General features: G+C 56.2%; 21 protein-coding genes, 1 tRNA gene and 1 pseudogene. 14 read left to right on the top strand and 9 right to left on the bottom strand.

The annotated features are described in order from the left end of the window. Window positions 1-13: 13 nt before the first annotated feature. From TQ39_RS03855 to TQ39_RS03805, 11 genes are read left to right on the top strand one after another with little or no spacing between them, the layout of a single operon-like run. Window positions 14-895: a branched-chain amino acid ABC transporter permease gene (locus tag TQ39_RS03855; protein ID WP_009321814.1), complete on the top strand. Its 882-nt coding sequence runs from the start codon at window positions 14-16 to the stop codon at window positions 893-895. After that, window positions 895-1,659, top strand: a complete 765-nt coding sequence (locus TQ39_RS03850; RefSeq protein ID WP_009321815.1) for an ABC transporter ATP-binding protein — start codon at window positions 895-897, stop codon at window positions 1,657-1,659. Before TQ39_RS03855 ends, TQ39_RS03850 begins: the two co-directional genes overlap by 1 nt. Window positions 1,660-1,670: 11 nt before the next feature. Further along, window positions 1,671-2,369, top strand: a complete 699-nt coding sequence (locus TQ39_RS03845; protein WP_040909701.1) for an ABC transporter ATP-binding protein — start codon at window positions 1,671-1,673, stop codon at window positions 2,367-2,369. A 3-nt stretch (window positions 2,370-2,372) separates the two neighbouring features. Then, a complete protein-coding gene (locus tag TQ39_RS03840; RefSeq protein ID WP_009321817.1) occupies window positions 2,373-2,735 on the top strand; it encodes a VOC family protein in 363 nt (120 codons plus the stop codon). 48 nt (window positions 2,736-2,783) lie between these two features. Beyond that, a complete protein-coding gene (ilvD, locus tag TQ39_RS03835) occupies window positions 2,784-4,445 on the top strand; it encodes a dihydroxy-acid dehydratase (RefSeq protein ID WP_050004624.1) in 1,662 nt (553 codons plus the stop codon). A gap of 50 nt (window positions 4,446-4,495) precedes the next feature. Beyond that, entirely contained in the window at window positions 4,496-5,509 is a 1,014-nt protein-coding gene (locus TQ39_RS03830; RefSeq protein ID WP_050004623.1) for a LacI family DNA-binding transcriptional regulator, read from the top strand. 12 nt (window positions 5,510-5,521) lie between these two features. Next, window positions 5,522-6,370 carry a sugar phosphate isomerase/epimerase family protein gene (locus TQ39_RS03825; RefSeq protein ID WP_009321820.1) on the top strand — a complete coding sequence of 283 codons (849 nt, stop codon included), beginning with the start codon at window positions 5,522-5,524 and terminating at the stop codon, window positions 6,368-6,370. Between the two features lie 38 nt (window positions 6,371-6,408). Continuing rightward, window positions 6,409-7,767, top strand: coding sequence for an oxidoreductase (locus tag TQ39_RS03820; protein WP_009321821.1), 1,359 nt, complete (start codon window positions 6,409-6,411; stop codon window positions 7,765-7,767). 27 nt (window positions 7,768-7,794) lie between these two features. Further along, window positions 7,795-8,823, top strand: a complete 1,029-nt coding sequence (locus tag TQ39_RS03815) for a zinc-dependent alcohol dehydrogenase (RefSeq protein WP_050004622.1) — start codon at window positions 7,795-7,797, stop codon at window positions 8,821-8,823. Between the two features lie 32 nt (window positions 8,824-8,855). Continuing rightward, window positions 8,856-9,623, top strand: a complete 768-nt coding sequence (locus TQ39_RS03810; RefSeq protein WP_009321823.1) for a 3-ketoacyl-ACP reductase — start codon at window positions 8,856-8,858, stop codon at window positions 9,621-9,623. Window positions 9,624-9,635: 12 nt separating this feature from the next. After that, window positions 9,636-11,585, top strand: a complete 1,950-nt coding sequence (locus TQ39_RS03805; RefSeq protein ID WP_050004621.1) for an FAD-binding protein — start codon at window positions 9,636-9,638, stop codon at window positions 11,583-11,585. A gap of 291 nt (window positions 11,586-11,876) precedes the next feature. Here TQ39_RS03805 and TQ39_RS03795 read toward each other — a convergent pair whose 3' ends face one another. The 7 genes from TQ39_RS03795 to TQ39_RS03765 form a co-directional block, all read right to left on the bottom strand. Then, a complete protein-coding gene (locus tag TQ39_RS03795) occupies window positions 11,877-12,629 on the bottom strand; it encodes a nucleotidyltransferase domain-containing protein (RefSeq protein ID WP_050004619.1) in 753 nt (250 codons plus the stop codon). A gap of 27 nt (window positions 12,630-12,656) precedes the next feature. Next, window positions 12,657-12,899, bottom strand: coding sequence for a hypothetical protein (locus TQ39_RS03790; RefSeq protein ID WP_050004618.1), 243 nt, complete (start codon window positions 12,897-12,899; stop codon window positions 12,657-12,659). 107 nt (window positions 12,900-13,006) lie between these two features. Further along, a complete protein-coding gene (locus TQ39_RS03785; RefSeq protein ID WP_050004667.1) occupies window positions 13,007-14,209 on the bottom strand; it encodes an RtcB family protein in 1,203 nt (400 codons plus the stop codon). A 62-nt stretch (window positions 14,210-14,271) separates the two neighbouring features. Further along, complete coding sequence (locus tag TQ39_RS03780) at window positions 14,272-15,378, bottom strand: slipin family protein (RefSeq protein WP_050004666.1); 1,107 nt, start codon at window positions 15,376-15,378, stop codon at window positions 14,272-14,274. A gap of 499 nt (window positions 15,379-15,877) precedes the next feature. After that, window positions 15,878-16,789 (bottom strand): WYL domain-containing protein, encoded by a 912-nt coding sequence (locus TQ39_RS03775; RefSeq protein WP_009321828.1) that lies wholly within the window; start codon window positions 16,787-16,789, stop codon window positions 15,878-15,880. Beyond that, a complete protein-coding gene (locus tag TQ39_RS03770) occupies window positions 16,786-18,027 on the bottom strand; it encodes a WYL domain-containing protein (RefSeq protein WP_167541520.1) in 1,242 nt (413 codons plus the stop codon). Before TQ39_RS03770 ends, TQ39_RS03775 begins: the two co-directional genes overlap by 4 nt. A 115-nt stretch (window positions 18,028-18,142) precedes the next feature. Continuing rightward, window positions 18,143-18,218: transfer RNA gene (locus TQ39_RS03765), tRNA-Pro, on the bottom strand. A gap of 192 nt (window positions 18,219-18,410) precedes the next feature. Between TQ39_RS03765 and TQ39_RS03760 the strand changes: the two genes are divergently transcribed. From TQ39_RS03760 to TQ39_RS03750, 3 genes are all read left to right on the top strand, one after another. Beyond that, window positions 18,411-19,808 (top strand): glycine--tRNA ligase, encoded by a 1,398-nt coding sequence (locus tag TQ39_RS03760; RefSeq protein ID WP_050004617.1) that lies wholly within the window; start codon window positions 18,411-18,413, stop codon window positions 19,806-19,808. Window positions 19,809-19,911: 103 nt separating this feature from the next. After that, entirely contained in the window at window positions 19,912-21,345 is a 1,434-nt protein-coding gene (locus TQ39_RS03755) for a M20 family peptidase (protein WP_050004616.1), read from the top strand. Window positions 21,346-21,400: 55 nt separating this feature from the next. Continuing rightward, the gene (locus TQ39_RS03750) at window positions 21,401-22,636 is read left to right on the top strand and encodes an aminopeptidase (protein ID WP_069955685.1); all 1,236 of its coding nucleotides are present in this window, start codon (window positions 21,401-21,403) and stop codon (window positions 22,634-22,636) included. Window positions 22,637-22,746: 110 nt separating this feature from the next. Here TQ39_RS03750 and tnpA read toward each other — a convergent pair. Continuing rightward, a pseudogene (tnpA, locus tag TQ39_RS03745) lies at window positions 22,747-23,175 on the bottom strand (IS200/IS605 family transposase); the annotation flags it as partial. A gap of 616 nt (window positions 23,176-23,791) precedes the next feature. Beyond that, window positions 23,792-24,415 (bottom strand): class I SAM-dependent methyltransferase, encoded by a 624-nt coding sequence (locus TQ39_RS03740; RefSeq protein ID WP_050004614.1) that lies wholly within the window; start codon window positions 24,413-24,415, stop codon window positions 23,792-23,794. Between the last annotated feature and the right edge of the window lie 233 nt (window positions 24,416-24,648).

The following is a 24,648-nucleotide window of genomic DNA, read 5'->3' as shown; positions in this document are numbered from 1 at the left end:
GGGAAAACAGATTATGGCATTGGTATCCAACATCCTTACGCAGGTGTTCATCACGCTTATCGCCGTGGCCGGGGTCTATGTACTTACTGGCCTTACGGGGATGTTCAGCCTGGGGCAGGCAGCCTTTATGGCTATCGGCTCCTATGCTTCGGGGCTTTTGGTGGTCAAGGCGCATATGCCGCTTGTCCCGGCTATCATCATCGCCGTGGCGCTGGCCACGCTGGTGGGATATCTCATCGGCTACCCGGTGGTGCGCCTGCGCCGCGATTATATCTCGCTTGTAACGCTTGGGTTCGGCGAGGCCATCGCCGCGCTGCTCAACCGTATGACCAGCCTGACAGGCGGTGCTTCGGGCTTTACGGGAATTCCGCGCAAGACCACACTCACCATAGCCGCCGTGTCGGCTGTTTTGGCTATCGCGCTGGTGGCTTTTTTCAAATCAAGCAAATACGGGCGACAGTGCATCGCGCTTAGAGGGGACGAGCTGGCTGCAAAGGCTATGGGCATCAACGTCATCCGCATCAAGATGACTGCGTTCCTGCTGAGTGTTGCGCTGACGGCATATTCCGGCTGTCTGTATGCGTTTTATATGTCTTATGTGGATCCCACTGGATTCGGCTGGAAAAAAAGTGCCGACTGGGTCATCATGGTGTTTTTCGGCGGCGTCAACAGCCTTACAGGTTCCACGCTGGGGGCGTTCATCCTTAGTGCGTTGCCGCAGGTCCTGCGCGGATTGCAGAACTACCGCTATGTCATTTATGCGGTGTTGGTGCTGCTTATCATCAACTTCAAGCCCTCGGGCCTGCTGGGCGAATGGGAATTTACCCCGCGTGACATTGCCCGTTCTGCACGTAAGCTGAAACGGAAGCTGGGCTTGAAAAAGGAGGAAAACTGATGGCGCTGCTGGAAGTAAAAAACATTTATAAGAGCTTTGGCGGTGTGAAAGCCATTCAGGATTTCTCGCTGGCAGCGGACGCGGGCCAGATCCACGGCATCATCGGTCCCAACGGCGCGGGCAAGACGACGATCTTCAACGTGATTTCCGGCGTGTATCCGGCCGACCAGGGTTCTGTGACGCTGAACGGACAAGACATCACGAAGATCGAGCAGTACAAGATTACCCGCCTGGGGATGGGCCGGACATTCCAGAATATCCGCTTGTTCAAGGGCCTGACCGTAGAGGAAAACGTGATGTGCGCCTTTGACCCGCAAAGCCGGTATTCCATTCTGGGCGGCCTTGTGCCGACGCCCAGACGCCGCGCCGAGGAAAAGCGCGGCCGCGAGCTGTGCAGAAAATATCTGGAGATTGTGGGTATGGCTGATTTCCTGAACGAGCGTCCAGAGAACCTTTCCTACGGTATGCAGCGCAGGATCGAGATCGCCCGCGCGCTGATGTGCGAACCAAAGGTACTGCTTCTGGACGAACCCGCCGCAGGCCTGAACCCCACCGAAGTCAGCGAGCTGACGGAACTTATTCAGCGCATTTCCAAGGAGATCGGTTTTGGTATCCTGCTGATCGAACACCGCCTGGAGCTGGTCATGAGCATTTCAGACATCATCCACGTGCAGAATTTCGGCAAGACCATCGCGGTGGGCACCCCTGCCGAGGTGCAGCATAACCCCGAGGTCATCGAGGCCTATCTGGGCAAGGAGGAATGACAATGGAACCGATGCTGAAAGTGACGGACCTTTCGGTTAGCTATGGGCATGTGGAAGCGCTGCGCGGCGTAAGCATTCAGGTCGAGCAGGGGCAGATCGTCTCCATCATCGGCGCGAACGGCGCCGGAAAGAGTACGCTGCTGCGCACCATTTCCGGCCTTGTGAAGCCGTTGAACGGCAGGGTGGAGTTTTTGGGCGAACCGCTGCCGAAAAAACCGAACAAAATCGTGGCAAAAGGGATTGTGCATGTGCCGGAGGGCCGCAAGACTTTTTCCGGCCTGACCATCCGGGATAATCTGCTGGTGGGCGGATATCTGTTTAAAGGCAAGGAATTGGAAAAAGATCTGCAGGATCAGTATAAGCTGTTTCCCATTCTGGAAGAACGCAAAAACCAGTATGCGGGCACGCTCTCCGGCGGCGAACAGCAGATGCTGGCGGTGGCACGCGGTTTGATGAGCCGGCCTAAGATCCTTCTGCTGGATGAGCCATCCATGGGCCTTGCGCCTATCATTGTAAACCAGATCTACGATTTGATCCGGCAGATCCGCGACTCAGGCATTACAGTGCTGCTGGTGGAACAGAACGCGCGCAAGGCGCTGGGGATTTGCGATTACGCTTATGTTCTGGAGAACGGGAAGATCAATCTCTCTGGCGCGGGCGATGAACTCCTGCGTTCGGACGCGGTGCGCAAAGCGTATCTGGGAGGCTGAGAAATGGCATATACTCCTGATTTTGAACTGGTGCACATAGGTGTGAACTGTGCGGATGAGGCACAGGCTGCTGAATGCGCACACAAATTTGAGCTTTTGTTTCAATTGGCTGTGAACCCGGCCAAGGAAAGTGCGGATGCACGGTTTACAGGTACACAGATCGAATGGATGAAAAAACCCGGGCGGGGCGAGCACGGACATCTTGCACTGGCCACGGCCGACCTGCCCGCGGCCCGCCGCTACCTGGAAGAAAAGGGCTTTTCCTTTGACGAGGAGAGCATAAAGCATTTTTCGGATGGACGGGTGCTGGTAATCTATGCAAAGGAGCAGATCGGCGGCTTCGCCATTCATTTAATGCAGAAGTGACCCCTTACGGACGCTTTTCAATGTGATATAATAAAGGAAGGATCTACCATGATTCGAGAGTGGAATGAAGAATCACTGGACCACCGCAATACGCTGCTATATGCTATGGGAATAGCGGAAGAAGACGCCAAACGCCCCATCATCGGCCTTGTGAATTCATGGAACGAGATGAATCCCGGCCATTTTCCGTTCAAGGACGTTATCGCTGAGATGAAGGAAGAAATCTATCGGGCCGGGGGTCTTGCGTTGGAACTGCCCATCACGGGTATCTGCGACGGTATCTGCAGCAATACCCCGGGCGACCGCTATACACTGCCTGCCCGGGACATGGTCTCCACAGAGGTGGAGACGGTTGCGGAGCTGAACATGCTGGAAGGTATGGTCATTATGGCCACCTGTGACAAGGTTGTACCCGGTATGCTTATGGGTGCGCTGCGCGTCAATATCCCGACAGTGATGTTTACCGGCGGTTATATGGCTGCGGGCCGTTACAAAGGCCGCATGCTCACACTCACACACACCAAGCAGGCATATGCCGCCTACATTGCGGGCGATATGAGCGAAGAGGACTATAAGGGAATCGTGCGGAACGCTTGCCCCACACCGGGCGCCTGCCCCTTTATGGGCACAGCTAACACGATGTGTGCCATGGCCGAAGTGCTGGGCTTTACCCCCCATGGCACGGCAAGCTGCCGGAGCCAGACGCCCCGTTGGCACGAGTTGGCCCGCGCTGCAGCGCGTCAGGTGATGGAGGCGTGGAAGAATAAAGTGCGCCCCAGCGACATCATCGGGCAGGAAAGCTTTGAAAATGTGGTGCGCTATATGATGGCCACGGGCGGAAGCACCAACAGTGTGCTGCACATCCCTGCGCTGGCACGTCAGGTGGGCTGTGATATCACACCGGAGACCTTTGATGCCATCAGCCGTCAGGTGCCGGTCATCAGCACCATTTATCCGAACCACCCCACCTATACCATGGAGGAGTTTGAGACCGCAGGCGGCCTGGGTGCCGTGGTGAAGGAGCTGGCGAAGGCCGGCAAAATTGATGCCTCTGCCAAGGGCATGTTCGGCACCATCGCCGACAAAGCGGCTTTGGCTGAGAATAAAAATACCGAGGTTATCCACACGGTAGAGAACCCGATCCACGAGCAGGGCGGCCTTGCCGTCCTGCACGGGAACATCGGTACGGACAGCGCCATCGTAAAGTTCAGCGCAGTAGACCCTGCTGCCTGGAAATTCAGCGGCCCGGCCAAGTGCTACGATTCGCAGGACGACGCCTGGCATGCTATCCTGCGCGATGAGATCGTGGCGGGTGACGTAGTCGTCATTCGTTACGAAGGCCCTAAAGGCAGCCCGGGCATGCCACATATGGAGACATTCATGGCGGCTGTGCTGGGCAAGGGCTTGGGCAGCAGGATCGCTCTTGTGTCCGACGGGCGTTTTTCTGGTGCGACTGGCGGCCTGGCCATCGGCCACGTCAGCCCGGAGGCCTACGAAGGAGGGAACCTCGCTCTGCTCCGCAACGGTGATATGGTGCATATCGATATCGAGGCGCGCACGCTGACTGTGGAAGTAAGCGACGAGGAATTCAACGCCCGCAAGGCCCTGTGGAAGCCTGTGGTGAAACCCGCCACCGGCTGGCTGAGGCTGTACCGTAAGGAATGCACCTCCGCCCACCGCGGCGCTACTGTGTATTGGGAGCGGGACTGAATCCGCTGCCGGGATAGAGGAATCACGGCATACCACAAGGAGGGCGTACTATGACGAATATCAAGCATGTGGCAACATTGGCGGGAGTTTCCGCCAGCACGGTGTCTCGGGTACTCAATGGCAAAAGCTATGTGAATGAGACTACCCGGCAGAAAGTGATGGAGGCGGTGCAAAAGACCAATTACCGTCCCAATGTACTGGCCAAAAGCCTGAAAATGGGCCGCAGCAATACGATATGCCTCATGGTGCCTTCAATACAGAACCTGATTTTTCCGGAGATCGCCCGGGGCGTGGAGGATGTGGCGCGCCGTAACGGTTTCACGGTGGTGCTGTGCAACACCGATGAGGATGCGGCAGTGGAAAAAGCATACATAGACAAGATGAAAACACGCTGGATCGACGGCTTCGTTGTGTGTTCCAACATTGGGGAGGCCGATCACATCCGCGCTTTGCGGGTCGAAGGATTCCCGCTGGTACTGGTGAACCGTTTTGAGGAGCGGGATATCAATGTGCTTGACACTGTAGCCGTAGACAGTTTCCAGGCCGCCTACGATGCGGTGCAGTACCTGGTACGCACTGGGCACAGGCGCATTGCCTTGGCCTATGGCAGGGAAGAACTTTATTTTTACCGTGAACGTTATCGCGGATACTGCCAGGCGCTTTCCGACGCAGGGCTCCCCTATGAGGAGGCTCTGGTGATGCGGGAATCCAGCGGCGTGGACAGTTTTTACCGTCTTACGCAGGAAGTGATGCGCCTGCCGCAGCCGCCGGACGCCATTTTTACCACCAGTGACCCGAAGGCCTTTGTGGTGATGCATGCGCTTCACGATATGGGAGTGCGCATTCCGGAAGATGTTTCGGTGCTGGGTTTTGACAATGTAAGCCTTTCGTCGATGGTGGAACCGCCGCTGTCCACGGTAGCACAGCCTTTGTATGACATGGGGGCTGTGGCCGCAAAAAACCTGATCCATCAGATTCGTTATAAAGAAAAGAACGGCGAACTGCCTCCGCCCGTGCGAAATGTACTGGGTGTGGATCTGATTGTGCGCCGTTCCACCCGATAGGAGGACATTTGCGTGAACCCGCTGGGAATCAATTTGTGGAACTGGTGCGCAGGTTTGTCCGAGGAATGCCTGGGTCTGCCCGAAAAGGTTGCCCGCATGGGCTTTACGGCAGTGGAGCTGCCCATGACGCAGCCACAGGTGCCGTCCGCGCTGGCGGATGAGATCCGGAACACAGGGCTGGCTGTTTCATTGTGTGCGGCTCTGGGCCCGGGCCGGGATCTTTCCAGCTTTGACTCCGCCGTGCGCGCATCCACAATGGATTATCTGACGACCTGTCTTGAAACAGCCGGGCAGCTGGGCGCAGGCATTCTGGCGGGCCCGCTGTACACTGGCGGCGGAAAGCGCCACTGGCTTTCACCCGACGAGAAGAAACGGGAGTGGATGCTGGCTGTCGATGGGCTGCGGGAATTGGCCCGCCGTGCGGAACATTACGGCGTGGTACTCTCTGTTGAGCCGCTGAATCGCTACCGCACCAGCGTTGCCAATACTGCCGGGCAGGTGCTGCGCATGGTGGAAGAAGTGGACGCGCCCAATGTGGGCGTCCACTTCGACACATATCACGCCTGCTTGGAGGAACGGGACCTCTGCGCAGCGCTGGAGCAGGTGCTGCAGGCGGGCAAAGTGAACCATTTTCATGCCTGCGCGAACAACCGCGGCGCGCCCGGACAGGGAGTAATCCCCTGGGAGGACTTATTAGGTTTGTTGGTGCGTTACGGCTACGGAGGGCATATCACGATGGAGACCTTTGCGCTGGGCGGTCTGGATTCCAGTTGGGTGCAGGTGCACTCGGAGCCGGACGAATTGGCGCGGGAGGGACTGTTTTATCTGCAAGCATTTTTTAAGACGAAGGCGGGGCTGTAACGGCCCCGCCCTATTGTGAAAGGGGCTAACCATACAATATGGCAGCACATGAAAAATTTGATTTTAAAACGCTGGAAGCGGTAAAGGCCAAAGCGCAGGAACTTGGGGCCGGCCTCTCGTTCCGGGATGATCTGAGCCCGCTGTTCCAGCCCAGAAAGGTAGGCGGACGCACCGCGCCCAATTCCATGGCCGTCCTGCCGATGGAAGGCTGCGATTCCAATACCGACGGCTCGCCAAGCGAGCTTGTTGAGCGGCGCTATCTGCGTTTTGCGTCGGGCGGCGCGGGCCTGCTTTGGTGGGAAGCCTGCGCCGTGGTGCCGGAGGGGCGCGCCAACGAACTGCAGATGATGCTCACGGCGTCCAACCGCAGCAAGTTTGCGGCGCTTCTGCAAAAGACCAACGCTGCGGCGGCGCAGAAGAATGGTGCGGAGCACAAGCCGGTGAATATCCTGCAGCTGACCCATTCGGGCCGTTACAGCCGCCCGGAAGGACACATTGCCCGTCCGCTGGTTCCGCAGCATGACCCGCTTCTGGATAAAGGCGGGGAAGTTGTGGTCACAGACATGTACCTCGACGCGCTCACGGAGCGGTATGTACAGAGCGCGCTGCTGGCACGGGAGGTCGGCTTTGACGGTGTGGACATCAAAAGCTGTCACCGTTATCTGCTGAGTGAACTGCTGGCGAGCCATACCCGCGGGGGAAAATACGGCGGAAGCTTTGAGAACCGCACCCGTTTTTTGCGCCAGACCATCCGGGCTGTGCGCGAAGCTGTGGGTGATGACTTCATCGTGGCCTGCCGCTTCAATGTGTTCGACGCGCACCCGTACCCCTATGGCTTCGGGTGCGACCGCGAGGACATGTGGAAATTCGACCCCACGGAGCCGGTGGCGTTGGTGAAGATGATGGTGGAAAACGGTGTGGACCTTCTGTCCAACAGCGGCGGAAACCCTTATTATATCTACCCGCAGGTGACGCGGCCGTTTGACAAATCCAGCTATGGCATCCCCACGCCGGAAGAGCATCCGCTGGAGAGTATGGCGCGGCTGTTTGCGTTCACCCGCACGGTCCAGCAGGCCGCGGGCAGCGTGCCCGTGGTGGGCAACGGCTACACCTGGCTGCGCCAGTTCCTGCCCTATGCAGGCGCGGCCAACCTGGCCGACGGAAGCTGCAGCTTTGTGGGGCTTGGACGGGAAAGTTTTGCCTATCCCGATGCGCCTCATGACCTGATGACCACCGGGGCCATGGACCCCGGAAAATGCTGTGTTACATGCAGTATGTGCACCCAGATCATGCGGGATCACGGCCGTACGGGCTGTGTCATCAAGGACAGCGCCCTGTACGGGCCAATGTTTAAGAAGTACAATGCAGAGGCAGTGGCGCGCGAGCACCGCAAATAAGCCCCGCCTGCTGAAGGAGGATTTGACATGGATACCATCCGCAACCGAGTGGGGGAGGTTTACGAACCCTTTAAAGTGCGTTTTCTGGAACGGGAGATCCACGCATTGGCTGATGACGAAGTGCTTGTGAGAGTGCGTGCCAGCGCCATCTGCGGCAGCGATCTGCACATCGCAAGAGGGCTGCATCCTTCCGCTCCGCTTCCGGTGACCATCGGGCATGAATTTTCCGGCGACGTCACGGCCGTAGGCGGCGGTGTGGACAATGTGCGCGTGGGACAGCGTGTCACGGTGGAGCCGTGTATTGTGTGCGGCAAGTGCGATGCCTGCCGCCACGGAGACTACGGCTACTGTGAGCATATCAGCTTCACCTACCGCAACGGCGATGGAGCGATGGCGGATTATGTGGTGGCAAAAGCTCCTTATGTTTATGAGCTGCCCGAATATCTCACTTACGAGACAGGGGCGCTGATCGAACCGCTGTCCGTAGCGACTCACGCGGTACGCCGGGCGCAGGTAGCGCTTGGGGAGACGGTGCTTATCATCGGCGCGGGCGCCATCGGCATGATGGTGGCGGCAATGTGCCGCCGCAGCGGTGCGGCGCAAGTCATCATCGCAGATTTTTCCGACAGCCGTTTGGAGATGGCCCTGCAGGTGGGAGCCACCATTGCAATAAACAGCGGCAGAGCGGACTTGGAGCAGGAAGTGGCCCGTCTGACGGGCGGAAAAGGTGTGGATAAAAGTTTTGAATGTGTGGGCCGCGAAAGCTGCTTTTTGCAGGCGATTATGACACTGCGGCGCAACGGTACGGCCACGGTCGTGGGAATCTACGAAAAACCTCAGGTCACGTTCCCGGCGAGCCGCCTGGTAACGCATGAAATACGCATTCAGGGCGCCCAGGGCTACTGCTGGGATTTCCCCATCGCCATTGCGGCGGCGCGGGATCTGCCCTTGGAAAAATTCGTCACACATACTTTCCCGCTCGAGCAGCTGCAGCAGGCGTTGAATACTGCGCTGGACCGCGGCAGCAACAGCATTAAGGTTATTGTAAAACCGTGAGCGGCCCGGGCAGGGGAAAAGGAGAAGAAAAGATGAAAAAGACAGCGATCGTGACAGGCTCCAGCCGGGGCATCGGGTTTGCAATCGCCCGGCAGCTGGGCCTGGACGGCTACAATATCGTGATGGTGGCCACCGGCCCGCAGGAGAAAAACCAGGCGGCCGTGGATGCGCTGCAAAAACAGGGCGTCTGCTGCGCTTATGTACAGGCGAATATCGGCGACCACGACGACAGGCTCAGGATACTTGATGCGGCGCTCACTGCCTTCGGCCGTGTGGACGCCTTGGTGAACAACGCCGGTGTGGCGCCCCGTGTACGCGCGGACCTGCTGGAAATGTCGGAGGAGAGCTTTGATTATGTTTTGGGCGTCAACACCAAGGGGAACATGTTCCTGACGCAGGCCGTAGCGAAGCAGATGATCCGTCAGGCGCCGCTGGATGGCCGGAAGGGCGTTATTGTGAACGTCTCCAGCTGCAGTTCGGTGGTATCCTCCGTCAATCGCGGCGAGTATTGTGTATCAAAGGCAGGCGTCTCCATGCTGACGACCCTGTACGCCGACCGCCTGGCACAGGAGGGCATTCTGGTACACGAAGTGCGCCCGGGCGTCATCGCCACCGATATGACGAGCGCCGTGCAGGACAAATATGATAAGATGATCGGGGACGGAATGTTTCCCATCGCCCGCTGGGGCACTCCGCAGGATGTGGCCAATGCCGTGAGCGCGCTGTGCAGCGATAAATTCCTGTATACAACGGGCAACTATATCGATGTGGACGGCGGTTTTCACATCAAACGCCTGTAAGGAGGATGCGCCATGTTGGAGGAACGCTTTTCCGCCGGGGGCTTCTCGGCCCGGCTCTGCCGATGCAACACGGCCGTCGTGGGAACAGGCGCCGCAGGCTACAATGCTGCTGACCGGCTGTGGCAGCTGGGCCAGCGGGATATCCTCATTGTGACGGAGAACCGCCTTGCCGGAACCAGTCGGAATACAGGCAGCGACAAGCAGACCTATTATAAGCTTACACTTTCCGGCCCGGAGGGCGACAGTGTGCGGGAAATGGCTGAAACGCTGTTCTCAGGGCAGTGTGTGGACGGCGATATCGCTTTGTGCGAGGCTGCGCTTTCTGCCCAGAGCTTTCTGAAGCTTGTGGAACTGGGCGTTCCGTTCCCGCGCAACCGTTACGGAGAATACATCGGCTACAAAACAGATCACGACCCGCGCAGGCGTGCCACCAGCGTAGGCCCATACACCAGCAGGCAGATGACCGAGTGCTTGGAGCAGGCCGTGCAGGCCAAGGGGATTCCTATGCTGGACCATCTTCAGGTCATCCGCATCCTCAGCGACGGCCATACGGCGTACGGCCTGCTCTGCCTGGATACCGCCGCGCGGGAGGAAACAGACCGTTTCGTCCTGATACAATGCAAAAACATTGTATACGCTACCGGAGGCCCGGCCGGTATGTACGCTGACAGTGTGTATCCCGCCGGACACTACGGGGCCACAGGCCTTGCGCTGGAGGCCGGGGTGAAAGGAAAAAACCTGACCGAGTGGCAATATGGCCTGGCGTCGGTAAAGCCGCGGTGGAACGTATCGGGGACCTACATGCAGGTGCTTCCCCGCGTCTATTCCGCCGCGGAAGACGGCTCGGACGAGCGGGAATTCCTGATGGACTTTTTTAAAACACCTGCCGAGATGCTCAGCAAACTGTTTCTGAAGGGGTATCAGTGGCCGTTCGATGTGCGGAAGGTGGCGGGGGGAAGCTCCATCATCGACGTTCTGGTCTATCTGGAACGCTGCAAGGGGCGGCGGGTGTATCTGGATTACCGCCGGAACCCTGTGGGCGGCGCGTTTTCTTATGATGAACTGGAGCCGGAGGCGCGCGATTATCTGACCCGGGCGGGTGCGTGCTTCGGCACGCCCGTCGAGCGTCTTGGCCACATGAACGCTCCGGCCGTGGAATTTTACCGGGACAAAGGCGTGGACCTTGCCCGTGAGCCTCTTGAGATCTCGCTGTGCGCGCAACACAATAACGGCGGCCTCGCCATCGACTGCTGGTGGCAGACGAATGTAGCAGGGCTTTTTGCCGTGGGCGAAGCGAGTGCCAGCCATGGCGTGTACCGGCCCGGAGGCACGGCGCTGAACGCGGGCCAGGTGGGAAGCACCCGCGCGGCGCAGTATATTGCCGCAAAGCGCGGCGGCGCGCCGGAAGAGGGATTCGAGCAGGCAGCGGCACAGGCGCTGGAGCAGATGGGCGCGCTGGCGCGTCGCGCCCTGCAGCCGCAGGGCAATGTGCGTGCATTATGGGCACAGGCGGCCCGGCGCATGAGCGAATGCGGCGCGGCCATTCGTGACGGCGGGGCGATTGCCGTTTATCTGGCGGAGGTGAAGGCTCAGCTTGCCTCCTTTGAGCGGAACGTCACGGCCTCGGAGGCCGCAGAGCTGCGCTGGGTCTACCGTCTGCGCGATATGCTCATCAGCCAGTATGCCTATCTGGCGGCTATGCTGGATTATATGCAGCAGGGAGGAAAAAGCCGGGGCAGCGCCCTGTATACAGACCCTGCGGGCAAAAAGCCTTATGCACAGCTGCCTGACGCCTTTACCTTTGTGCTGGATGACGGAAGCCGGGGCGGCCGGGTGCAGGAGATGCTGTACCGGGACGGCGCATGTGTGTTTGAATGGCGTCCCGTCCGCCCCATTCCGAAGGATGATGATTTCTTTGAAAATGTCTGGCGCGAATACCGTGAGACAGGGAACGTAGGCTGAACGGCTCCATTCGGTGGAGCAAAAAATGCTTTGAAATTCCGGGCGGCGTCAGCAGGAAGAAAAAGGCCATGGCCGTCTGCATGGGCGCAAACCCGCAGGGCCTCGAATACGGCCAGCATTACAGGAGGGCCGGGAATAGGCCGTTGGATGACGGAAAATACTGCTTGATATTGCAAAAACAGCGGCCGGAGCATTTTGCTCCGGCCGCTGTTTTAATTGGAATAACGGTACATGTTTTGCCCGCCGCATTGAAAACAAATTGGCTTAGGCCAAAGAAAGCGCTGCTGCAAACTATATAAGCTGCGACAGGAACAGTTCGTTCAGCTCTTCCCAGCCGATTTCCCGCTCATTGGGAGGACGCGCGATTTTTTGTTCGATTTCCGCTATGCTGGAACTGAGATATTCGTTGAGCGTCCTGATCTGCGGAATCATCCTGATTTCAGGGGAATTCACCTTGAGTTCGAGCAGACGCTCGACTTCCGGTTTCAATTCCGGTGCAAGCCCGCTCTCCATCAGTTCGGAAAACAGCATGGGCGGCGGGGAGCCTTTGTCAAGGATCCACCGGCAGGCGAGGACCGGGCGCAGGACATAAAAATATTTCTTTGCCTTTATCATATCGCCTTTGATGTATTCGCGGTAGTTGCCGGCCGCCATATGGATATAGTGATACAGCCCTCTCTTCGAAGAAAAATATCGCCCCATAACAGATTTAAACCGTGCCGCAAAATCTGTTTCTAAATATACAATGGGGGAGGCACCCCATTCAAACAGCGTTGGGTTGGACTTATGCAGAAGCCGCAGCGTCTTGGTGAGGTCCCACCCGTTGATATCCAGCGCGTCGTTGATCGGCAATTCGATCACATCACGGTGTTTTTGAAGCCGCAAATACGCATCTTTCGGGCGGACGTAGATGAACCGTACATCATAGTCGCTGTCCGGAGAGGCAAAGCCCCATGCCCGGCTGCCGGATTCGACCGCCAGCAAGATCCGCACATTTTGTGTTTGTTCAATTTGAGCCAGTTCTTTTTGTATTGTATCTTTCATAAGGTGCTCCTCCTTTCGGCGTGTGTGTCACGCATCCATTTGCTGCTTGGCGGATAAAAAAGCCTTTTTGTCCCTATGGCTGTGCTCATCACGGGATTTTGCCCGGCACATGGGGCAGGAACAGTGGATTTTTCCTTTGGCGAGACGGCCGTATGCACCCCGCGTCCAGGCATATACATACTCCTCTCCGCCAAGCCTGCGCAGGATCCCCAGCTTTCTTTCAATGGCCCGGTTTCTCTGCCGCCGGTAATAAGCCCGCGTTCTTTTCAATTAAATCACTCCCCGACAGTTCGGGCAGCCTGTAAGAACCGTCAGGGCACCGCTTTCTTACAGGCTGCCTGTCTTTACAGGGAAAGTCAAACAAACAGGTGTTTTCATCATTCTGCCGCCTTAAAGTTATAAACAGGTTTGACACGCTCTGCGATTTGCGTCGTGGGTTCGATCTGCGCAATGATTTCCTCCATGCTCTTATAGGCCATAGGGGATTCATCCAACGTATCCGGAACAACACAGGTGGAGTAAATGCCCTTCATTTCCTCCCGGTACTGTTCCATGGAAAGCGTGGAAAACGCCGCTCTCCGGCTCATGAGCCGCCCGGCCCCATGAGGGGCGGAGCAGTTCCACTCCGGGTTTCCTTTTCCGATACAGATAAGGCTGCCGTCCCGCATATTGATGGGAATGAGCAGCTTTTCGCCCTTCTTGGCAGAAACCGAGCCTTTGCGCAGGATCATCGCGTCCGTGTCGATATAGTTGTGAATGGTCGTGAATTCGTCTGCTTTTGTAAAGCCCATACCGGAAAGGATCACATCCATCATCGCTTTGCGGTTCAACACAGCGAAGCGCTGCACAATGCGCATATCATGGATATAATCCTCGAAAAGCTTGCCCTCCACATAGGCCAGGTCTTTCGGTATGCTGATTTTATGCTCTTTTTTGAGGGCGGTTACTGCGGGCTGGATCTCCTGAAAGCGCCCCTCCGACTTGAGCGTTTCGATGAGCTGCCCGATCTGGTAGCGTGCGCCGCCCCACAATGCCATTCGGCCCTGTTCCTGATAGTAATCGGCGACCTCAACGCCCAGATGGCGGCTGCCGGAATGAACGACGATATAAATATCGCCCGTATCGGAACGATCCGCCTCGATAAAATGGTTGCCGCCGCCCAGCGTGCCGATGCTTTTTTTCGCCCGCTCCAGATTGACGTAAGGCGCGCAGCGAAGCGCGCTCAAGTCGATGGACGAGCAGTATTCGTGGGAGGCCATGCGCACTTCCCGTCCGCAGGGGATCGCGCTGCGGATCAGCGCATCCAGCTTTTCAGAATCGATCTCCCGTTGTGCGATCCTGACGGTTTCCATGCCGCAGCCGATATCCACACCCACCATACCGGGAACCACCTTATCCGTAATGGTCATGGTCGTTCCGATGGTACAGCCTTTTCCCGCGTGAACGTCCGGCATGATGCGGATTTTGCTGTCCCGAAACGCTTCTTCGTCGCAGACCAGGCGGATCTGCTCCTCTGCTTTTCCGTCCAGCGCCGGCGTATAGCACAGCGCGGTATTGAATTTTCCCTTTACTTCGATCACAATGGTGATCCCCTTTCCGACGGGGCCGGAACATGCGGCTTTCACCGCTCCGGCTCCGGATATCAGGAGGCTGTTCCCGGATGCATCAGGCCCATAAGCTGAGAGAGAACGTCTCCGTTTCCGTTTAAGTTGATATTGCCCACATTCTCGCAGATGCGCTCAATGTGCTCCAGCTCCTTGAGCCTGTAGAGCGTCGGGTTTTCCTCCATCAGCTTTGCGGTGTTGAGCAGCGAGCGGGTGGAGGCGACCTCTTCCCGGCGGGTGATGACGTTGGCCTGCGCCCGCTTTTCCGCGATCAGCACTGTATTCATGATGTCGCGGATCTCGCCGGGAAGAATGATATCCTTCACGCCCGCGTCGATAATTTCCACGAAGAACTCGTTCTCTTTTGCCTTAAGGCGCTCAAAGGCATACCTTGACAGCTCGTCTTTATTCGCCAGAATGTCGTCCAGCTTCTGCTTCCCTACAAAGTCCCGAAGAGCGAGCTGCGCCGCAACGTGCATTTGCCCGGCATAGTCGTCGATTTCGGTGAGTATCTTCACATAATCCGTGATGCGGTAATTGCACACAAAATTGATGCGAAGGCCGACCTTATCCTGCGTCATGATCTCCTGCCCGGTGATCTCCATCCGGGTGAGCCGCGTGTCCACAAGGTTCACGTCTACCCGGATATTGTTTTTCCAGAAGTAATAGGTGCCGGCGTCCAAAATGCGGATCAACTTCTGGTCAAAGTACAGCCGTGCTTTCTGATACTGGGCCACCTCCACTTTTGTATAAACCGTGGTGGGAAGCTTTGCGAATATGTACTGCGGCACATCCTCCGCAACCTCGGGCGTGGAGATATCCACAAGCTGGTACTCGTGACGCTCCAGCACAGACCAGAAGGCGTATTTGCCGCGGCGGAGCACTCCGTCGAATTTTCCGCTTGTGTAGTGAAGCGCCAGCTGCTGGTCCGCAACTTCGCAGACAGAGGTCAGTTTTGCGACCTCGCTGTTTGCGAGAAGGGTGTCCAGTTCGCATTTTGCAGATATGAGAGGCTCCTTCAAAGAGACGATCTCAATTTCCCGGGCGCCGAACAACGGATACTTTCCTGCGCCCAGAAGCTTTACAAACCGTCCGTTATGAAACAGGAAACCCTTCTGATTCTCATTGATAATAACCTTTTTCATATAAAAAACCTCCTCGGGTCTAAATTCGTGATTCGTCATCCATGCCTGCCCGGCGGCTGAACCCTTCAGCGCATGGCGCCAACCGGCGGAGAATTGCTTCCTGGCCGTTTGGCCCTTTGCACGGTATCCGTTTTCAGACAGGGCCCGGTAAGCATTGCCCGCAATGCTTGCTGCATCCAAAGATGCACTGCGCATTTCTGGCCGGATAACGAATCCTGTTTTCATCCGTACCCGAAGGTACGCCTGCTTGCCGCTTCCCGCGGCGACCAAACCAACTGGCATACATCCTGACGGATGTAAGGCAGGATTCGAACCTGCGATATAAAGGGGAGTTGAACCCCGCCGCTTTCGCGGCTGCCACGCGCAAGCCTGACCGGCATACGCTTTGGAACCTCCTCGCGCACCGCGGTGAAAGAACATTCAAACACCCGCAAAGGTCATCTTGCATCCATAGAATACTAAAATTTTCCTGCCTTATCACGGAAAAAAAGCTGCGAACTCAAAAGAGTCCGCAGCTTTTTTGCATTTCCAGCCGTTTTTTGATCAGTCCCACAAAGCGTTCCGGCTCAGTTACCTTAATAAACGGGCCGAAAGAAAGCACCCGAATCACCAGTTCTGTCTCGTCGTCCTGCCGGTAGTTGATCGTGACGCGGTAGTGCTTTTCGTCCAGCCGCTGCGCCTCTTTTTCAAAGTGCGCAAAGTGAAGCAGCACCCGTTCCAGGGCATTGCGTCCGTCATACAGCTCGATCACAACGCGTTTGTTTGCGGCGGCACAGATGCTTTGGCGCCCGTACCGTTCTCCCCGAAAGGGCTTACAGGACAAAATCCGCCCAAGATTGATGGTTTTTCCGTACCGGCAGCCGGAGGCGACCAGGCGGAACTTGTCGTCCTTTTCGGAATACTCCAGATATTCCGGCATGACGTTCAGATGTGTGCGGGCCTCCCGGCGGTTTTTTACATCAATACTGAGCGGATACCGCTTTTTGATCGCGTCCAGTATCCGATGGAAGATTTGTATGTATACCTCATCTTCAAATGGGTCGCCGTCCGCATACCGGTCAAAAATGTAAATGTCGTCCGGCGTGAACAGCGGCGGCACATCCTCAAGGCCGGAACTGTCAAAATCAAACAGGCGGATGCGCGGGTCAAGAGAAATCGCCTTCAGCCACCGCTTTTGCAGCACCGTAAGCGGCATGGTCGGCGGATGGAGGAGGGGCGTTGTGCCGTCCGGCCGGAGCAGCTGCCATTTTTCGCTCGTGAGCGCCGGTTCGATGGATAAAACGCTCTCTGAAAACGCACAGCGCTCGATAACCGTTCGCAGATCTTCCTTCGTGAGCGGGCGCTGAACCGCTTTGCGCAGAACGGCCGCGACTGTGTTGTAGTAAGCGCCGTAAAGCTCGCTGAAAATCATGCTTCATCGCCTCCGTTCAGCCCGTACAAGCGAGCCATTGCGTCGATGTCCCTTTTGAACTGCGCCGCCAGCTCCTGATTGGAAAAATGAATGCTGACAATGCGGCAGATAAAGGTACGGATCCACGGCACCAGCTCGCCCGCGTCATAGACGTCGGCGGAAAAGCGGCTGGTGTGAGCGTCGACACGCTCGACCTGTCCGCAGCGCTTTTCCCGTTCCAGACGGCGGTGGATATACGCTTCACCGTCATCATACCGCACGGTAAACTCCACCTGCTCCAGCCGCGCGCATCCCCCTTCGGTACTGACGCCCCAAATATGCTTCTGCATTTGGTCAAGCTTCTGCCGGTATGTATCGTAGCTTTCGCAATTTCCCGCCGTCTGGATCGACAGAATATTATCAAGCCGGATGGAGCCGATCCGTTTGTTCCGCGGAGCATAAGCCATCAGATACTGGCGGCCGTTCTGCACACTGATAAAAATGCGCAGGGGAACAACCTTCTGCGCGGCGGTGCGCTCCCTGCGCCGGTTGACGGTTTCGATTTGGACGGACTGTTTTCTGTGCATCGCCTCAAACAATCTGTACAAAATCTCACTGTCCAGCGCCCCGGTGATATAGTGATGCTTGAACACAAAGTGTTCCTCATGGGAATCGGCTTTATCCAGCAAAAAAGAACCGATCACGCCGCAGGGGGCGACCTCGGAAAAAAAGTCAAGCGCATCTGTACAGGCAGGCTGAGCCGTGGCCGCACGGCGGTACAGCAATGTTTTTGCGGACCGATCTGTACAGATAAGGCCCTGCTCGGCGTATTCCTTCAGTTTTTTGCGGACGGTGGATGCATCGAATGTTTTCGGCTCGTCAAAGCACGAAAGCCGCCGGTCAATTTCATCCATGATGCCGTTGAGCGGCAGCGCGATATCCGGACCGGATAAAACATCGAAGATCAGAAAATGAAGCGTGATATCCCCATCGGTAAAACTTTTCGCTTTCCATGCCTTGTAGAACGGATTGTGATGAGAAATGCGGCTGTCGATGGAGAGAAAGACCTTTTTGCCGTCAGCGGTCTGCCGAAAACGCATATAATCACCCAGCCAGCTTTCAACGCGGCGGCGCTCGTCATCATAGGAGCGGGCGCTTTTCTTCGTGAACTCATCGCGGCTTTTAAAACCGTACACATAGAATTCGCGCATATAGTCCCGAATGCGTTCAAAGTTTTTGATCAGCTCGCTGTAGGCCATACGTTCGTCTCCTTTCATCGTGCTTTGGCGCGCCGCAAGTTTTTTGACCTTACCATAAAGCTTTTGCGCTTTTTTATGAAAAACACCACTAAAATCTATGATTTTAGTGGTGTTTTGGTCGGAGTGGGGAGACTCGAACTCCCGGCATCCTGCTCCCAAAGCAGGCGCGCTACCAACTGCGCTACACCCCGGTATGCGGTTTTGGCACGGATGTCTGCGTGCCAGCGCGGCGGATACGGCGCTTACACGAGGAATCCAAGCTAAAATATTATATGACACAATGCGCGCGAAGTCAAGCCAAACCCTTGACGAACCGCGCCGCCTGCCGTACAATAAACCCATGTCTTATTGTTCCTATCATTTATAAGAAAAGGTGTGTCACGATGGAAAACAGCGCAAAGACCATGGACCAGATCGTCGCCCTGTGCAAAAACCGGGGCTTTGTATATCCGGGCAGCGAGATCTACGGCGGCCTGGCCAACAGCTGGGATTACGGCCCTCTTGGCGTCGAGTTTAAAAACAATGTCAAAAAGGCCTGGTGGAAGAAGTTCGTGCAGGAATCCAAATACAATGTTGGCTTGGATTCCGCCATTCTGATGAACCCGCAGACCTGGGTCACCTCCGGCCATGTGGGCGGCTTTTCCGACCCGCTGATGGACTGCCGGGACTGTCATGCCCGTCACCGCGCGGACAAGCTCATCGAGGACGCGGGCGGACACGCCGAAGGCATGAGCTTCGACGAGATGACGGAATATATCCGCGAGCATGGCATCGCCTGCCCGGAATGCGGCAGCAAAAATTTTACCGACATCCGCAAGTTCAACCTGATGTTCAAGACGTTTATGGGCGTTACCGAAGACGCCAAGAATGAGGTCTATCTGCGGCCTGAAACGGCGCAGGGCATCTTTGTCAACTACGCCAATATCCAGCGCACCACGCGCCGCAAGCTGCCGTTCGGCGTGTGCCAGATCGGCAAATCCTTCCGCAACGAGATCACGCCGGGCAACTTTATTTTCCGCATCCGGGAGTTCGAGCAGATGGAGTGCGAGTTCTTCTGCAAGCCGGACACCGATCTGGACTGGTTCTACTATTGGAAGGATTACTGCAAGAACTTCCTGCTGAGCCTGGGCATGAAAGAGGAAAACATGCGCCTGCGCGACCATGAGAAGGAGGAGCTGTCCTTCTATTCCAAGGCTACGACGGACATTGAGTATCTGTTCCCGTTTGGCTGGGGCGAGCTGTGGGGCATTGCCGACCGCACCAATTACGATCTGGGCCGTCATCAGGAGGCCAGCGGCAAGAGTCTTGAATACTTTGACCCGGAGACCAATGAACGCTATATCCCCTATGTTGTGGAGCCGTCCCTGGGCGCGGACCGTGTGGCGCTGGCGTTCCTTTGCGAGGCCTACGACGAGGAAGTGGTGGACGCCGGGAAAAACGACACCCGCGTGGTGATGCGCCTGCATCCGGCGCTGGCGCCCTTCAAAGCGTGCGTGCTTCCGCTTTCGAAAAAGCTGGCCCCCAAGGCCGAGGAAGTGCGCGCCGAGCTGGCGAAGTATTTCATGGTGGATTATGATGAGACCGGCTCCATCGGAAAGCGTTACCGCCGCCAGGATGAGATCGGCACGCCGCTGTGCATCACCATCGACTTTGAGACCGTGGGCGACGACAAGACGGCCGCCGACGGCTGTGTGACCGTGCGCGACCGCGACACCATGCAGCAGGAGCGTGTGAAGATCGAGGATCTGCGCGCTTATATCGAGAAAAAGATCGAGTTTTAAAACCACATGCAAAGCGGACGTCCCAGGGGGCGTCCGCTTCCTTTTTTTGCCTGCTTGTGGTATGATGAAAACAAGCCATATCCAACAGAACGGAGGAGTTTTTATGATCGGCTGGCTCATACTTGCGGCTGTGCTGGCGTTGTGCGCCGTGTTGTGCATCCGTGCGGCCCGGTTCAAACCGGAGGCGGGGGCTGGGGCGGCGCCCACGCCCGTCGCCGTGGACACAGAGGGGGCTGTACAGCGCCTGGCGCAGCTGGTGCGCATCCCGACGGTGTCCAATTATGATGCGGAAAAGTTTGATGAAACACAGTTTGAAGGCTTCCGTGAGAAGCTGCGGGAATTGTACCCCCGCGTACATGAGATGTGCCCGCCCGTGCGCATCGCCCATACGGGCATGCTGTTTCACTGGAAAGGAAAAAGCAGCGCCGCTCCCGTTGTCCTGATGGCGCACTATGACGTGGTGCCTGTAGACGAAGCGGGGTGGAAGCATCCGCCTTTCTGCGGCGAGGTGTTTGACGGCGAGCTGTGGGGGCGCGGTACGCTGGACACGAAAATCACGCTGCTGGGCATTCTGGAGGCGGCCGAACGGCTGATGAGCGAGGGCTTTGTGCCCCGGAACGACGTGTACTTTTCTTTCTCAGGCGACGAGGAAGTGAGCGGGCCGAGCGCACCGGCCATCGTGGAATATTTGAAGGAGCGGGGCGTCAGGCCCGCAATGGTGGTGGATGAAGGCGGCGCCGTTGTAGACGGCGTATTCCCCGGCGTCAAGCAGCCCATCGCGGTGGTGGGCATCGGAGAAAAAGGCTTTATGAATGTGGAGCTGACGGCGCGTGCCGCCGGCGGCCATGCCAGCACGCCGGCCGTGCCCTCCACGCTGGGCATGCTGTGCCGGGCCGTGGCCGATTGCGAAAAACACCAGTTCAAGGCGCATCTGACGGCGCCCGTGCGCGCGCTGTTCCAAAACGTGGGGCCGTATGCGCCTTTCGGCCTGCGGCTGGTATTTGCGAATCTGTGGCTGTTTGGGCCTCTGCTGCCGCTTCTGGCGGGCAGGCTGGGCGGCGAGCTGGGCGCGATGATGCGCACCACCATGGCGTTCACCACGGCGCAGGGGTCCAAGCAGATCAACGTGCTGCCCACAGAGGCGTCGGCGGGCGTCAACCTGCGGCTTGTCAATCTGGATACGCCGGAAAGTGCGGCGCAGCACCTGAAAGACGTCATTCGCAACGATAAGGTGGAGGTCAAGGTAACATACGCTCAGAATGCCAGCCCGTATGCCTCCGCGGAGGATGCGAACTGGGAGACGCTGGCCAAGGCAGTGGGCGACACATGGCAGGGCAGCATCGTCTCACCGTACCTGATGATGGCCTGCTCCGACAGCCGTCATTTCAGCGCCATCTGCCGGGACGTATACAAGTTCAGCGCCATGGCGCTCTCCAAGGAGCAGCGGGGGCTGATCCACAACAACGACGAGCGTATCCCGGTGCGTGAGATTGCCAAGACGGTGGAATTTTTCACCCGGCTGGAGCAAAGCATATAACGAAGCAGACCGCCGCGCGGCGCGCGGAAATCCTGATGATTTGGAGAAAATGAAAATGGATATAAATTTGGTGAAGCAGTATGCGGAATTTGCCGTAAAGATCGGCGTCAACCCCCAGCCGGGGCAGACGCTCATCATCCGTGCGCCCATCGAGGGGGCGTTTTTCGCCCGGGCCTGTGCCGAGGCGGCCTACGCTGCGGGCGCGAAGGAAGTGGTGGTGCACTATTCGGACGAAAAGCTGTCCCGCATTAAAATGGAGAATACCGCCGTGGAGGTATTGGAGGATGTGAAGCCCTGGCTCCAGCGCAGCTATCTCGATTATGTGGAGAGTGAGGGAGGCGCGTGCATGCTGTCCATTTCCGCGCGGGACCCGGAGATCTACAAGGGGCTTGATATGGAAAAGATCGACCGCGCAAACCAGGCGGCTATGAAGGCGCAGGAGGAGTGGCGCAGCTATACCATGAGCGACAAGGTGCAGTGGAGCATCGTGGCGATCCCAAGCGCCGCGTGGGCGGGAAAGGTATTTCCCGGCGCGGCGGAGGATGAGGCTCAGGAAATGCTTTGGGACGCTATCTTCGACGTGTGCCGCGTGAAAAACGGCAATGTGGTGTCCGAGTGGCAGGCGCATGTGAAAAAAATGACCGCCTGGCGCGACCGCATGAATGCGCTGGATCTGGACAGCATCCGGCTGCAGAGCGCCAACGGCACAGACCTCACCATCGGCCTTGCGGACGGGCATGTGTGGGAGGGCGCTCAAAGCCGTACGCCCGAGGGCTACACATTCATCGCAAATATCCCCACCGAGGAAGTGTTCACCGCGCCGCACCGTCTGCGCGTAAACGGCGTTGTAAAGGGCACCAAGCCCTATGTGTACAACGGCAACCTCATTGAGGGCTTTTCCGTCACCTTCAAGGACGGCGAAGTGGTGGAGCATTCGGCCCAAAGCGGCGAGGCGCTGCTGGGCCAGCTGCTGGACACCGATGAAGGCTCCCGCCGCATCGGCGAGATCGCGCTGGTGCCGGCGTCCAGCCCCATCAACCGGCGGGGCATTTTGTTCTACAATACGCTGTTCGACGAGAACGCGGCCTGCCACATCGCCTTCGGTAAGGGTTACCCCGGCACTGTAAAGGGCGGTACGGCCATGACGAAGCAGGAACTGTTGGCCCACGGTGTGAACGACAGCATCATCCACGAGGACGTGATGGTGGGCGCGCCGGATATGACCATTACGGGTACCACCAGAACGGGAGAGAACGTGAAGATCTTTGAAAACGGAGAATGGGCATTTTAATGGAAATAAATATCCCCCGGCGAAGCCGGGGGTATTTCAGATGCGGGCAAAGCCCTATGATACAGGCAGCGCCTCAAGGCGCATAACGGTCTGACACTTGCATAGGATTGTTACTTGTTACCCGCAAGCGGGTCCATGTATTCCTTTAACGTCATCTGATCTGTAAGTTGATCTTCTTTCAACTGATTTTGAATGTATTCCGCGATCTTTTTCGTATTCTTTCCTGCGGTGTCCACGTAGTACCCTCTGCACCAGAATGATCGATTCCCATATTTGTACTTCAGATTCCCGTGTCGTTGAAAAATCATCAAACTGCTTTTCCCCTTGAGAAATCCTATGTATCCCGCCACACTCATTTTCGGTGGGATTTCTACCAGCATGTGGATGTGATCCGGGCACACTTCTGCTTCTACTATTTTTACTCCTTTCCATTCACTGAGCTGTCTCAAAATCCCTCCTATCTCTTTTCGATTTTCTCCGTAGAACAGTTTGCGCCGATATTTCGGCGCAAACACAATGTGGTATTTGCAATTCCATTTAGGTCAGTTTACAAAGAACTACACGCAGACCACGAAACGGAGGCTGCTGACAACAAATACAGGCTGAGTATCAAGCACCGGGAAAGTGCGAGATATTCAGCCTGTTTTGTTGTTTGGGGTTTCCAAAGGGTACCCCTTTGGCACACGACTTTGCGTAGCAAAGTGTAGTGTGTTATACGCTCTGTCGGCGTTGCCGTGAAAATGCCGTTGCCGCCGGGGAGGGCAAGGGCATTTGAAGCGGCAGGAAAACAGGGCTGTGCTTGCGTGGCGTGGAGCCGCAAGCGCAGGTCTGGTTTCATCAGCAGACAGGGCGTATATGAAAGCCCCTGTCCCTCGACCTACGCTCCGACTTGTGGACAAAGTGTCCCGAAGTGTGGCCACATTCCCAGAAAAGTAGCAGGACAGCGGGCAAGCGTCAGGGCTGAAATGAACGAGTTTACACCCGGCCTTGACCGCCGCCCACCGTCCCGCTGAATGGGTGGACAAGGCGGCCAATCCTCCGAAGTACTTGGCCGCCCTCTTTCTGATTTTGGAGCGTTTCTTTTTTCAAAATTGAAATGGGCGGGAAGCCATTTTAGGGCTTTCCCGGCTGTCTTTGCTATTGAGAAAACAATAGTTAATTTACATCTTTATCTTTTTTACAAACTACGCAGAGCCAGCCTTTTTCATTTTTGTGTATTTTTATGTCTGTAAAACCAGCACCCTCTAAAGATTTTTTGACTTGTCCAGAATTGTATATTTTCATTCCTTGTATAATCTTAGTCCACTTTTCTTCTTTGGAATTTTCGCCATTTGATTCGTTGCAAATCATAAAAGTTCCGCTGCCTTTCAAAACTCGATATACTTGCTTAAATGCCTCATTAATATCAGGCCAAAAATATATTGTTTCAAACGCAGTAATTATATCAAAAGTTTCATTTCCGAAAGGAAGTTTCATTACATTACCTTGCAAGATTTCGCAACGCCTATTTTCTATTTCTGCCTTATTGATTTTTTGGGATTTTATTACACTAATTTCTGAATAATCAATACCTGTCACTTTGCCGTATGGAGTTTTTGCCAATAGCTTTTTTACATTTGCTCCACCGCCACACCCAATATCCAGACATATGTAATTATTTCTAATTTCTATATGCGTAAATCCCCATTCAGCCATAGATGAATGTCCGGTATTCATCATATTAACCATAATTTTGCCGCCAATCCCTTTGGGCTTACAAGTATTTTGAAAAAAAGACATACACAATGCTCCTTTCATAGTTATCTTTAGCTAACCACATTATATCACACTCTCTTTTTGCGGACAACGTGAATTTTATTTCCTTTTTTCTCTTTACTCTTTATGATTACTTTCCCACCTGCTTAATCATCTTCTTCGCTAACTGCTGGAACAGGTCAGCCAGATTTACGGCTACCTCGACACCTGGGAGAATGTATCCTTTGACGACAAGCGGCGGGTGATGGACTTGATGA

The organism is Ruthenibacterium lactatiformans (genome assembly GCF_000949455.1).
Taxonomy (GTDB): domain Bacteria; phylum Bacillota; class Clostridia; order Oscillospirales; family Ruminococcaceae; genus Ruthenibacterium; species Ruthenibacterium lactatiformans.
Note: the sequence above shows the minus strand (reverse complement) of the source record. Positions and strands in the feature narration are given on the sequence as shown.